The organism is Pelagimonas phthalicica (genome assembly GCF_004364805.1).
In the GTDB taxonomy this organism is placed as follows: Bacteria; Pseudomonadota; Alphaproteobacteria; order Rhodobacterales; family Rhodobacteraceae; genus Pelagimonas; species Pelagimonas phthalicica.
This window is the reverse complement of sequence record NZ_SOAP01000005.1, coordinates 46,449-58,678: the sequence shown is the minus strand read 5'-3', so window position 1 is coordinate 58,678 and position 12,230 is coordinate 46,449. Positions and strand designations below refer to the sequence as shown.

Below are 12,230 nucleotides of genomic sequence, written 5' to 3'. Positions count from 1 at the left end.
TTTCGTACTCGCATGCGCGAGAGGGATTCCGGTCCTTCGCGGATTATGGTGAGCTGCTGGGGACAGCAACCGATGTTGGGGAAAACCATGCGTCCGAAGAAGCCCGAGCCGTCGAGCCACGATCTGTTCCGCTCCTCGCTGGAGGCGATCCTCGACTCCGGCACGAACTATCCGTCTGACCGAACTGATCGACTGGAATCGCTTCGACGATGCGTTCGGGCGGTATTACCACGACCGCAAGGGTCGGTGTGGCTTGCGCACCCGGCTCATGGTCGGGCTGCATCTTATCAAGCACATGAAGGGGCTCTCGGACGAGGAACTCTGTGCGGTTTGGGTGGAAAATCCGTATTTCCAGGCCTTCTGCGGCGAGACGCATTTCCGGCACCGGTTGCCTTTCGACCGAGCTTCGATGCCGCGCTGGCGCAAGCGGATCGGGGCCGACGAGATGGAGCTCTTGCCGGCCGAGACGCTCTCGGTGGCGGTGCAGACCGGCGCAGTAAGCGAGCGGCAACTGTCGCGGATCACCGTGGACACGACCGTTCAGACCAAAGCTGTAGCGCACCCGACCGACAGCCATCTGTTGCTTCGCGCTACCGAATGGCTGAACCGGCTGGCGAGGCGCCACGGGGTGAAGCTGCGTCAGTCGTTTTCCAGGCTGATGCGGCAGGCCGGGCGCGCGGCCTCGCGGCTTCTCAATGGTCGCGGTCACAGGCAAGGCCTGCGCTGGCTGCGAAAGATGCGCACCTGGCTTGGTCGCCTGACGCGGGATATCCGCCGCAAGATCGACGGAATGTCAACGCCGGAGCAAAAATCCCCAAAAGTGCCGGAGTAAAATTCCAGTGTGAGCGATACTTGAACCGCGACTTTTGTTGGCTTCAGGGTAGGGGTATCACCGCAATTCCTCCAACATCTTTTCTCTGAAGACCTCCGCCGGTGTCTTCCATCCGAGGCACTTGCGGGGCGTGTTGTTGAGGCGGTCACAGAGCATCTTCAGGTCGTGATCTTTCATCGTCCTGATGTCACGCTTGCGGGGCAACCATCTTCGTACCCGGCGGTTGGTGTTTTCAACGGTGCCTTTCTGCCACGGACTGGATGGATCACAGAACCAGGTCTGCGTTCCGATCTCAGCCTGTAGGTGCGGCCAGCTGACAAACTCGCTTCCGCGGTCAAACGTGATGGATTTCTGCGCTAGGTGGGGCAGGTCACGGACAGCTTTCATGATCTTTCCCATGACAGGCTTCGTGCGCTTGTTGGGGTTCTTCAACAACACTGTGAAGCGGCTAACGCGCTCGACCAGCGATGTGACATTAGATTGTCCAAGCTTCTGTTTGAACAGGATCAAGTCAGCTTCCCAATGACCAAACTGGCGTCTGTGGGCAACATCATCAGGTCGAAAGAGAATGCTGACATCTCGATCAAATTTTGGAGCCTGACGCTTTCTGGCACGACGTGGTCTACGGGACTTGCGATGCTCAGGCAGATACCACCACAGCTCCTGTGCCATACCTTCCTTGGAATAGATGTAGCGGTAGATTGTTTCCTGGCAGACACGCAGCTTAGCACCTTCATAGATCATCCGATTGCCAATCTGCGCGGGCGTCCAGCCATTCATAAGGCGCGCGATGACACGCTGATGTGAACTCACGGTGAAGTGCAGTTTCTGATATGTCTATTTATTCCAATCGGTTCTGAATTTCCATCAGCTTAGTCTCGAAGATCTCCGCCGGGGTGTAGTAGCCCAAGCACTTGCGCGGTGTGGACTTGAGGCGATGGCAAATCGACCTCAAATATCGATTTGTCAGCGCCGTCGGTTCGGTTGATCTGGGGAGATACCGCCGCAATCTGTTGTTCGTGTTTTCCACGGTACCTTTCTGATACGGCGCTTGTGGATCACAGAACCACGCATCCGCTCCGATCCCGGCTTTGAGGTGCTTCCAGGCGGAGAACTCGGTACCGCGATCGAAGGTGATCGATTGACGCGCATCGGCGGGCAGGGGAGCCAGGCCCTGGATCAGTGCCTCCATGATCGGTTTGGACTGGCGGTCTTCGTTACGCATCACGACAGCGAAGCGGCTGACGCGTTCGACCAGCGACGTCACGTTGACCTTCCCATGTTCCTTGCGGAACATCATCAGATCGCATTCCCAGTGGCCGAACTCAGCGCGTGCTGAGATGCGGTCAGGCCTGTGTGACAGGCTTTGAACGTCGAAGATATGCGTTCGATTGTGCCTGCGGTAGCCGCGTGGCCTGCGACGTCGGCGATGTTCGGGCAGGTGGCGAAAGAACTGCTCCTCGCGGCCATCTTTGGAGTATGCAAAACGATAGATCGTCTCATGGCTCACACGGATCGGACGGCGTTCAAGTCGCATGCGTCCGGCTATCTGTTCAGGCGACCAGCCAGCTCTGAGCCTGTCCTCGATGGCAGCCTTGAGTTCAGGATGAACGACCATCTTGCGATGAACAGCGCGACGCTTCTCATACATGTCCTGAGCGTTCAGAGCGTAGTATCCATTCAGCTCCGGCAATTCGTCGTCTGTGTATCGGTTCAGCTTGATGTCTCGGTAAATCGTGGAAGGGTCACGGCCCAATCTATCCGCGATCTCCGAAACCGGCATTTTCGCTTCAAGCCACTTTGCTAGCTTGCGTCGTTCGTCCAGCTTCAGGTGACAGTAGTGGTGTCCCATTCTTCATACTCCATGCAACTCTCTGTATTCGTAAAGAATTTGCACTTCGTTTGTGAATCCACCGGTGTTGACTCAAGGGTCGTTGCGACGGTTTCCGCTATCTCAGTTTCATCATCTCTTCTCGGAATACTTCCGTTGGAGTTCGCCATCCGAGGCACTTTCTGGGTGTCTCGTTGAGGCGGTCACAAATCGCCTTCATGTTGCGATTTGTGAGAGCCGCCACTTGCGTATCCCGCGGTAAATATCTGCGCGCCCGTTTGTTCAGCTCTTCAACAGATCCTTTTTGCCAGGGCGCTTGCGGATCACAGAACCAGCTTTCGGTTCCGATTTCTGTCTTCAGCCGCCGCCAGTCTCGAAACTCAAAACCACGATCAAATGTGATCGATTTACGCGCGGGCTGGGGCAGGGGTTCCAGAACATTCAAAATCGACGTCATGACATGTTTCGAGCTGCGGTTGTTGTTCCTGAACAAAACCGCATATCGGGTTTTCCGCTCGACCAAGGACGCCACATTCATATTGCCGGTCTTCTTCTCAAAGATCATCAGATCACCTTCCCAATCGCCAAACCTCGTGCGGGTCTTCACGTGGTCTGGGCGTTGATGGATCGAACGCTCTGGCGGAAACACCTGGCCGCGCCGGCGTCTGGCATATCGAGGCAGCCGTTTCTTTCTCCGGCTGGGCAGGTAGCGGGCAAGCTGTGCGGATTGGCCTTCGGCGCTATAGACATACGCGTAAATCGTCTCATGACTGACGCGGATGGGTTGGTTGTCGTGACCAAGACGGCCCGCGATCTGCTCCGGTGTCCAGCCTTCGATCAACCGATCAACCACATGAGCGCGCAGGTCATCCAGGCGGATCAGTTTACGGCGCCGCGCTCGCCGATCTGACGCATTTCTTTGGGCATTCACACCGTAATACCCACTTAGATACGGCAGTTCTCCGTCGGCAAAATGATTGCGTTTGATCTCACGGTAGATCGCCGAACGATGGCGGCCCAGGTGGGTTGCTATCTTGCTCACCGCCATCTTTGCATTCAACATATCCTCAATCGCGCGACGTTCACGCAAATCCAACTCTGTGTGTGCCAATTCCATTCTCCTTGCTTTTCAGCAAGATAGGGAATTTGTCGCAACCCACGTGTGGATGCCCCGGTCTATGAGAGGGAAGTTTCGAGGTCTGGATAGCATGATCGGGTGCTGTCACGTGTCCGGCCTGTTTGTGCGGTGCAAGTGACCGCTGGCCCTTATGGAGATGCGCGAGCTCGGGTCCAAATCAGTTTATCGGGCTCAAAGCCGCGAAGGGTTGCACTGGTTTTCCCAAACTCGATCTCGTCGATCCGCTTTCCTTATTCGATCCTTTCGTCCTCACATACCTGCCGGAATCCGGGATCTGCGTTACACAGCAGCGCCCGGAATTCGGTATTGTTGGCCTGTCGTCAGCATTGCCCAAAGCCGTCTCGCCATACGATTTGCCAATGCGACCGCCACGACCATTCTGGGCCGTGTCTCAAGCATACGGGCGAGCCAGGGTTCGACACAACGCTTTCGTCGTTCAATCGAGTTGATCACAGACATCGCACCGATGATCAGTAGCCGCCTCACATCCTTCTGGCCCATCTTTGTCACGCGTCCCAGCCGTTCCTTGCCACCAGTGGAATGTTGCCGAGGAACGAGACCTAGCCACGCAGCGAAATCGCGCCCGCTTCGGAAGTTCTTCACTGGCGGGCAAAAGGCTTCAACCGCCATCGCAGACATCGGACCAACGCCGGGCATGGTTTGCATCAATTGTGCGTCGTGAGAGGACCTGGCATGTGCCTTGATGTCCAGATCGAGAGCAGAGACCTGTTCGCTAATCGTTGCGATCTGTTCCAATAGGCGCTCTGCCAAGGATCGGGCCAGTTCCGGCAACGCTACGACCTTTTCGTCGACCTCACGCCTAAATGTGTCTGGATTGCGGATTCTGAGCCGAAGGATAACCCCGAATTCCGCAAGATGCGCACGCAACGCGTTGATAGTTTGCGTTCGCTGACGAACGAATGTCTCCCGAGTGCGAAACAGCATTGCCTGAGCCTGCTGCTCCGGGGTCTTAACCGGTACAAACCGCATTGATGGCCGCAAGGCCGCTTCCGAAATGGCTTCAGCATCAACAGCATCACTCTTGTGCCGTTTAACGAACGGCTTCACGTAAGCAGCTGGTACCAGCCGCACCTCATGACCCGCAGAATGTGCTTCTCGACCCCAGTAGTGAGCCGATGCACATGCTTCCATCGCAACAATGCAAGGCGGTATCTCCGCGAGAAATCTGGCGAACTGGGCACGGCTCAGCTTTTTTCGCAGCAAAACTTCACCGGTGGATGTGACACCATGAACTTGGAAAACGCGTTTCGCCAAGTCGACACCAACAATGAATAGTTCAGTCATTTCTTCCTCCTGCAATTTACCCGAGCAGAAACTACTCGGACGGTTCAATAATGAACCGGCAGGAGGGGCATCCAATCCATCAGTTTAGAATGTGCCGGCTACACAAACAAAAAACTGATAAGGTTTATTATGTAAAATTGGGATACTTGAATGGTGTTTTTGGCGACTGAGCCTCAGGGGTCATGGTGAAGTGAGACTTGGCCCGGCGCTGTTACTTTGACGCATCGCGAATGCGAACACCCATAGCCCCGCAAGCACCAGACTTAACAATGCGTTCCAACTGGCCATCGACAAAGTTAGAAATTCCCATGCCACCTGATCGCACATGACTAAGTTAGATGCCCCATCGGTAGACAAAAGGTCCTCGGCCGACATTGAGCTCATGTCGAGCCCGGATCCCGTACAGGACGTAGGCCCTTCCCACCAATCCCGTTCGACACCCGTGTGGAAGACGCCGAGTGCCGCAGTCGTTGCCGCAGAAGCTGCGCCGATGAGCAAGAGTGGAATTATCGGTAGCCCCATCGTCAAAAGCAGACCCATGCCGATTGCAACTACATGCGGATACCGCTGCCAAATGCACATCGCGCAGGGTGCATAGCCCAAAGCCTGAAACACGAAAGCTGCAAAGAGCAAAGCCGCCGACCCAGCAGCCGCGAGAAGACCAATTTGTTTTCCCGAATAGCTCAAGCTTTAATCCGTTCATGACAGCAATATCGCCAGAGGCTGAAGATGCATTTGCACTCAACCTCCGATCGCTTGACTATCTCCGCAATGCTATGTTTTCACGAATAATATTGTATCGGTTTGTAAAGTTGACGCGTCGCAAGTTGAGACGGTATGATTGACCGCCAATGCGACCCCAATTTACGGCTGAGGATGGACACCAAGAAGCAATCAACGCTATTGACGATCGGTGCGATCTTAGCGGGTTACACTGCCCTCCGTACGGTGCCCTCTTTGCTGCCCGAAAGGCTCGAACTCGTTCCGCTCGACACTCCGATTGGTTTTCGAAAATATGTGGCGGGAGAGACTTCAGGCGGATTTGACCCATTCGTAGGTTTGGGCAACGTTGACAGTGCTGAGGCGACAGCACGGAAAGCCGCGGCCCTGAAGAGGGTTTCCGAAGATATTTGTGGTGCGCTCTATGGGGGTCTTGAAACGACTGCATCGAAGATTCCGATGGCCTCGTTCTCAGATTATTACTGTCCTTTCTGCCGAGTGCAAACCAAACGTCTGGCGGATATGTCACAAGAGATGGATGACGAGGTTGTGGTCGCATGGCATGAGCTTCCGTTGCTCGGAGATAGCTCGAACCTGGCCGCCAAAGCCGCGTTAGCGGCAAAACGACAAGGGGCCTACGTCGCGTTCCATGAGAGGTTGATGAAGAGCCCATTTCAAGCAACGCCCGAGTATCTCCGTCGACTTTCGGATGATCTTGGTGTTGATGGCACCCAATTGGTTGCCGACATGGAAAGCGCCGAGATTGCCCAAGAACTGGAAAATAGTGCGGCTCTTGCCCGGGTCTTTGCCTTTGTAGGCACACCTGCGCTTGTGATTGGTCGTACCGTCGTTCAAGGCCAGATCAGCGACAAAATGATCGGACAGATCGTCGAACTGGAACGCGAAGAAGGTTGGGGCGTGGTATGTGTTTCAGTGTAGAGCCTAATTGGATTTGCCATGCCCGTCTCCTTCGGGGCCTTAGGAACTGTCGCAAAAATTCCGCCGCCAATAGGTTGGCCCAGGGATCTGCGCCTGCTTTTGAGCAACAACGACGAAAGCGCCCCAAATGATGTTGCGAGCCCCGTGGTGTCTTGTTTTGGCGTTGATGGCGTGTCTCTGGGCATCCATGAGCGTCGCAGCGTCAACTGATACTTACGAGAACACGGCGATTTCAGCGCGGCTTATCTCTGTCGAAAATGGCGTTGCGACGAATTCCGGAACTTTGTCACTCGGCCTCGACATCAAGCTGGCCGAGGGCTGGAAAGCCTATTGGCGCTCACCCGGCGAGGTCGGTCTGCCGCCTGAAATCTCGTGGGATGGATCGACAAACCTGGCGACGGCACAGATACTCTGGCCTGCGCCTGAGCGTTTCACAGCATTCGGGATCGAGAATTTCGGGTACAACAAACGTGTTGTCCTTCCCATCCAGGCGGTTCTTGAAACAGCCGGACAGGCGGTCGAGCTTCAGGCGGGAGTCACGCTGTTAACCTGCTCGACCGTGTGCGTGCCCCATGATTTCAACCTAGCTCTGACGATCCCGGCTGGCGCTGGAATTGATGCGGCCTCCGCTGCGCTTATCTCCGAGTTTGCCGAACGGGTGCCGCTTGGTCCCGATGCGGCTGACATCGAGGTCGAGACGGCTGTAATCGCCGATGGCGCGCTCTACGTCACAGCGCGCAGTGCAAACGCCTTTGTGAACCCGGACGTATTCCCGGAAATGGGACCGACATTTACCTTCGGAAAGCCGGACATCCGAACGAATAACGCGGGAACGGAACTTTGGGCAAAATTGCCCCTCTTGGCCAGTGAAGAACAATTGCCACCGTTGCAAGTTACGGTGACAGACGGGTCACGCGCCGTGACGGCCATGCCTGAGTGGTCAAATACCGTCCCGGATGCGCCTTTCGAGCTTGTGGCGAACCTGCCTGATCTGGCGCAGATACTGGCGATCGCCGCCTTTGCTCTCCTCGGTGGTTTGATCCTGAATGTCATGCCCTGCGTTCTGCCCGTCCTGTCCATCAAACTGACATCGGTTCTCAATCATGGAGACAAACCATCACACGAGGTTCGGAACGGATTCCTGATGTCGGCGCTTGGCGTGCTGGTGTTCATGTGGGTGCTGTCCGCTGGAATTTTGGTCTTGCAGTCCGTCGGGATCACGGTGGGATGGGGTCTGCAATTCCAAAACCCTATTTTCCTGACAATCATGTTTCTGGTCCTGACTGTCTTTGCCGCCAATCTGTTCGGGATATTCGAGATTTCGCTGCCTTCCGGGTTACAGTCGCGGCTGGCCAGATCAAGCGGTCGGGACGGTTACATCGGGGATTTCGCGACGGGTGCCTTTGCTGCGGTACTGGCAACGCCCTGTTCAGCCCCCTTCCTTGGGACGGCGGTGGCCTTTGCCCTGTCCGGTCGCCCAATTGATGTCATCATTGTGTTCACGGCTTTGGGCCTTGGGCTGTCCCTGCCCTATCTGCTGTTTGCCTGGAAGCCCGGCATGGTCCGACTGTTGCCCAAGCCCGGCCGATGGATGCTTGTCGTTAAGTGGGTGCTTGCCGGTCTTTTGGCGGGCACCGCGATCTGGCTGCTCTGGGTCCTGATGGGCGTGTCGGGAGTCCGGGTTGCCGTCTCGGTTCTAGTACTTGCAGTGTTCTTCGTTCTCTTTGCCACCATTCGGCTGCCAGGGAGATTTACGCGACCTGCCGCGCTGGCTGCCGTTGCCGTTCTCAGCCTTGCACTTCCGGGTACCATGGCCCCCCCGCCAACGATAAAAGAGATTGGTCAGGATTGGGTCACATTCGACCGCTCCGAAATCCCAAGACTGATCTCTCAGGGCCAGACGGTCTTTGTCGACGTCACCGCAGATTGGTGCCTGACCTGCAAGGCAAACAAGACGCTTGTTCTGGACCGAGTGCCGGTCGTTGGCCGATTGCGAGACGAAAAAGTCGTCGCAATGCAGGCCGACTGGACGCGGCCCAATCCCGATATTTCGCGATATCTGGAGGCCCACAACAGGTTTGGGATACCCTTTAACATCGTCTATGGGCCGAATGCGCCGGACGGGATCATATTGTCCGAAGTCCTGACATCTGACGCTGTTCTAAACGCATTGGACGCCGCCGCGCTCGCCGTAGACAAATAAGGTCAGGATCCTTTGGCGAGGTCCTCCAGTATAGGACAGTCTGGCCGATGATCGCCTTGGCACGCGTCAACGAGGTGCGATAGCGTCTTTCGCATTGACTTGAGTTGGGCGATTTTGCTGTCAATGGCCGTAAGATGCTCTTTCGCGACCGATTTTACTTGCGCGCTTTCCCGCGTCTCATCTTCATATAGACCAAGAAGCGTGCGGCAATCTTCAATCGAAAAACCCAGTGTTCGGGCACGGCCCAGGAACGCCAGCTTGTGAATGTCGCTCTCCCGAAAGGCGCGGTACCCGTTATCGCTGCGCAGCGGTCGAACAAGACCGATATCCTCGTAGTAGCGGATTGTCTTTGGTGGCAAGCCCGCGCGTTCTGATACTTCCCCGATATTCACCTTGGTCTCCTATTCTGCTGGCTGCGTTGTGAGTTTCGTTGCAGGTTGATGGGGCGCGTCACCTTCTGCCATCGTCGGTTTGATACGGCGCAGACGAAGCGCATTGCTCAGAACCGATACCGAAGACAGCGCCATGGCCCCGGCGGCAAAGACGGGTGACAACAGCAGCCCAAAGCCGGGATAGAGTGCGCCCGCCGCAACAGGGATAAGCGCAACATTATAGCCAAAGGCCCAGATGAGGTTTTGCCGGATGTTGCGCATGGTCGTGCGAGACACTTCAATGGCGTTCACCACGCCGCGCAAGTCCCCGGACATCAACACCACGTCGGCACTTTCAATGGCCACATCCGTGCCGGTTCCGATCGCGATGCCGACATCGGCATGGGCCAGCGCTGGTGCGTCGTTGATGCCATCGCCGACAAAGGCGATCTTGCGATTACCCTCCCGAAGCTCATCCAGCGCTGCAACTTTTCCATCTGGAAGCACCCCTGCAACGACGTGGTCGATCCCGACTTCGCGGGCAATCGCGTCTGCCGTGGCCTTCTTGTCGCCAGTGATCATGGCGACTTTGATTCCGCGATCATGCAGGGCACTGATGACATCGGCGCTGGAGGATTTAACCGGGTCAGAAACAGCAATCACTGCCGCAAGGGATCTATCAACGGCGGCAAAGAGCGCGGTACGTCCCTTGTCAGCCAATGCCCGCTCCCGATCTTCCAACGGGCCAATGTCGATGCCTTGCTGTGCCATGAAGCGATCGGCGCCGACACATACTTTGCGACCCCGAACAAGAGCTTCAACGCCGTATCCCGTCACGGACCGGAAATTCGTTGCATCCGGCCAGGACACGCCTTCGTATTCCGCAGACTTCATAATGGCTTCGGCCACGGGATGCTCGGATTGCGCTTCGACAGATGCGATGAGGGCGAGTGTCTCTGCACGATCAAAGCCATCAGTCGTAATGAGATCGGTCAGGCTTGGCTGACCTTGTGTGACGGTTCCCGTCTTGTCGAGCGCAACAATATCAACTTCGTCCAGATGTTGCAGCGCATCTCCCTTGCGAAAGAAAACCCCCATTTCAGCGGCGCGCCCGGTGCCCACCATGATTGAGGTGGGCGTGGCCAATCCCATGGCACAGGGGCACGCAATGATCAAAACGGACACGCCGGCGACCAGGGCAAAGGTCAGGGCTGGATCAGGGCCAACCAGAAGCCAGACACTCACCGTCGCCATCGCCAAAACCAAAACGGCTGGTACGAACCACATCGTCACACGATCCACCAACGCCTGGATAGGCAGCTTCGCGCCCTGCGCTTCTTCCACCATACGAATGATCTGGGCGAGCGTGGTATCGGCCCCGACCCGAGTGGCCGCGATGGTCAGGCTACCGATTCCGTTCACGGTGCCGCCGGTCACTGGATTGCCCGCCGTTTTCGGAACGGCAAGGGGTTCGCCAGTGATCATGCTTTCGTCGACATTGCTTGACCCGTCTGCCACGTCGCCATCGACGGGCACCCTTTCACCGGGACGCACCAGGACCAGATCCCCGATCCGCAGTGCCTCGATCTCAACCTCGCTGGCCTGTCCGTCGCTCAGAACCCGCGCTGTCTTTGCCTGCAAGCCCAAAAGCGCCTGTATGGCGGCACCGGTCTTACCCTTTGCGCGGGCTTCCAGAAAGCGCCCCAGCAGGATAAGCACGACAATGACCGCAGCCGCCTCAAAATAAACGGCTCGAACGCCGTCGGGCAGCAGGTCGGGCAAAAACGTCGCCACGACTGAATAGCTCCATGCCGCACCCGTGCCGAGTGCGACAAGGCTGTTCATGTCCGGAACACGTCTGAGCAACGCCGGAATGCCTTTTTCGAAAAAGCGCCAACCCGGTCCAAACAGAACCACCGTAGCAAGTGTGAACTGGATCAACCAAGAGGTCTGGATGCCGATTGTACGCTCGACTAGGGCCTCGAAGCCCGGGATTGTGTGTTTGCCCATTTCCAGAATGAACATCGGAACGGTCAGGATAGCGGCAAATACGACGCGGCGCGCCAGTGCCTGTGCCTCGTCGGCCTTGCGTTCCGATCGGCTGACCCGTGCATCTGCATCTGCAACTTCGGCAGGGTATCCTGCAGCCGTGCTGATCCCGGCGATTTCTTTAGGTGTGATGACATCCGGCAGATAGCGGACTGCCGCCGTTTCGGCAGCGAGATTGACGGCCACGTCCAAAATACCCTGCGCGGCCTTTTGGGCCTGTTCAACCCGACCCACACAGGATGCGCAGGACATCGCCCCCACATTCAACGTGACCCGGGCCGTTCTGGCCGGATAGCCAGCAGCTGACAGGGCCTCGATTGCGGCACCTGTGGCGGCAGGAGCATCACTTTCGAACCGCGCCGCCTCATTGGCAAGGTTCACGCTTGCGCCCGAAATACCAGGTACATCATTCAGGGCATTCTCGACCCTTACCACACATGACGCACAGCTCATCCCGGTGATTGAAAGCTGTATGGAACTGGAACCAGTCATCAAAGCATCCTCTACCAAGTTGCTTTCAATCTAAGGCTTCCAGTTACAGGAAGCTCAAGAGGGGAACCAAATTTTTTGCGGTCAAAAGTGTCTTGACCTTCCCGCCAGTGGAACCAGCAACAGTCAGGTCGAGTTGCAAATGAAGACCCTCATGATTTTTTCCGTCCCGAAAATGACCTGTGGACACTGCATTTCCGCTATTGAAAAGGGAATCAAAGCGAAAGGCCCGTCGGCCGTCATTGCGACCGATCTGGACCTTTACCTCGTCACTGTCCAAAGCACATTGGAACAGGCCGCCGTGCGGCAAACCATCGTTGACGCAGGCTACGACGCTTCAGTCGCGTAGGCTT

General features: G+C 56.5%; 10 protein-coding genes and 1 pseudogene. 4 read left to right on the top strand and 7 right to left on the bottom strand.

Annotated elements, in window-relative coordinates; genetic code table 11:
- Positions 1-253: 253 nt before the first annotated feature.
- Positions 254-832, top strand: coding sequence for a transposase (locus tag CLV87_RS22175; RefSeq protein ID WP_133840881.1), 579 nt, complete (start codon positions 254-256; stop codon positions 830-832).
- Between the two features lie 57 nt (positions 833-889).
- On the opposite strand, the pseudogene CLV87_RS22170 reads toward CLV87_RS22175, so the two are convergent.
- The 5 genes and pseudogenes from CLV87_RS22170 to CLV87_RS22150 form a co-directional block, all read right to left on the bottom strand.
- Positions 890-1,663, bottom strand: a pseudogene (locus CLV87_RS22170) (IS30 family transposase); the annotation flags it as partial.
- Between the two features lie 10 nt (positions 1,664-1,673).
- The gene (locus CLV87_RS22165) at positions 1,674-2,684 is read right to left on the bottom strand and encodes an IS30 family transposase (protein WP_099249495.1); all 1,011 of its coding nucleotides are present in this window, start codon (positions 2,682-2,684) and stop codon (positions 1,674-1,676) included.
- A 97-nt stretch (positions 2,685-2,781) separates the two neighbouring features.
- A complete protein-coding gene (locus CLV87_RS22160; protein WP_166652827.1) occupies positions 2,782-3,780 on the bottom strand; it encodes an IS30 family transposase in 999 nt (332 codons plus the stop codon).
- A 300-nt stretch (positions 3,781-4,080) separates the two neighbouring features.
- The gene (locus CLV87_RS22155) at positions 4,081-5,106 is read right to left on the bottom strand and encodes an IS110 family RNA-guided transposase (protein WP_099249497.1); all 1,026 of its coding nucleotides are present in this window, start codon (positions 5,104-5,106) and stop codon (positions 4,081-4,083) included.
- Between the two features lie 180 nt (positions 5,107-5,286).
- Entirely contained in the window at positions 5,287-5,793 is a 507-nt protein-coding gene (locus tag CLV87_RS22150) for a disulfide bond formation protein B (protein WP_058314090.1), read from the bottom strand.
- Positions 5,794-5,943: 150 nt separating this feature from the next.
- Here CLV87_RS22150 and CLV87_RS22145 point away from each other — a divergent pair, with 150 nt between their 5' ends.
- Positions 5,944-6,765 carry a DsbA family protein gene (locus CLV87_RS22145; protein ID WP_235872025.1) on the top strand — a complete coding sequence of 274 codons (822 nt, stop codon included), beginning with the start codon at positions 5,944-5,946 and terminating at the stop codon, positions 6,763-6,765.
- 187 nt (positions 6,766-6,952) lie between these two features.
- Positions 6,953-8,968 carry a protein-disulfide reductase DsbD family protein gene (locus CLV87_RS22140; protein WP_082625810.1) on the top strand — a complete coding sequence of 672 codons (2,016 nt, stop codon included), beginning with the start codon at positions 6,953-6,955 and terminating at the stop codon, positions 8,966-8,968.
- Positions 8,969-8,970: 2 nt separating this feature from the next.
- On the opposite strand, the gene cueR is transcribed toward CLV87_RS22140, so the two are convergent.
- Both cueR and CLV87_RS22130 read right to left on the bottom strand, forming a co-directional pair.
- Positions 8,971-9,360: a Cu(I)-responsive transcriptional regulator gene (cueR, locus tag CLV87_RS22135; protein ID WP_058314093.1), complete on the bottom strand. Its 390-nt coding sequence runs from the start codon at positions 9,358-9,360 to the stop codon at positions 8,971-8,973.
- Positions 9,361-9,369: 9 nt separating this feature from the next.
- Positions 9,370-11,880, bottom strand: a complete 2,511-nt coding sequence (locus CLV87_RS22130; protein ID WP_099249499.1) for a heavy metal translocating P-type ATPase — start codon at positions 11,878-11,880, stop codon at positions 9,370-9,372.
- A gap of 139 nt (positions 11,881-12,019) precedes the next feature.
- On the opposite strand from CLV87_RS22130, the gene CLV87_RS22125 reads away from it, so the two are divergent.
- Positions 12,020-12,226: a heavy-metal-associated domain-containing protein gene (locus CLV87_RS22125; protein ID WP_058314095.1), complete on the top strand. Its 207-nt coding sequence runs from the start codon at positions 12,020-12,022 to the stop codon at positions 12,224-12,226.
- The last annotated feature ends 4 nt before the right edge of the window (positions 12,227-12,230 follow it).

Excerpts from the sequence above, each read along its gene's own strand:
- CLV87_RS22145 (WP_235872025.1), top strand. The coding sequence starts at position 5,944 with ATGATTGACCGCCAATGCGACCCCAATTTACGGCTGAGGATGGACACC.
- CLV87_RS22160 (WP_166652827.1), bottom strand. The coding sequence starts at position 3,780 with ATGGAATTGGCACACACAGAGTTGGATTTGCGTGAACGTCGCGCGATT.
- CLV87_RS22140 (WP_082625810.1), top strand. The coding sequence starts at position 6,953 with ATGAGCGTCGCAGCGTCAACTGATACTTACGAGAACACGGCGATTTCA.
- CLV87_RS22130 (WP_099249499.1), bottom strand. The coding sequence starts at position 11,880 with ATGACTGGTTCCAGTTCCATACAGCTTTCAATCACCGGGATGAGCTGT.
- CLV87_RS22155 (WP_099249497.1), bottom strand. The coding sequence starts at position 5,106 with ATGACTGAACTATTCATTGTTGGTGTCGACTTGGCGAAACGCGTTTTC.
- CLV87_RS22165 (WP_099249495.1), bottom strand. The coding sequence starts at position 2,684 with ATGGGACACCACTACTGTCACCTGAAGCTGGACGAACGACGCAAGCTA.
- CLV87_RS22125 (WP_058314095.1), top strand. The coding sequence starts at position 12,020 with ATGAAGACCCTCATGATTTTTTCCGTCCCGAAAATGACCTGTGGACAC.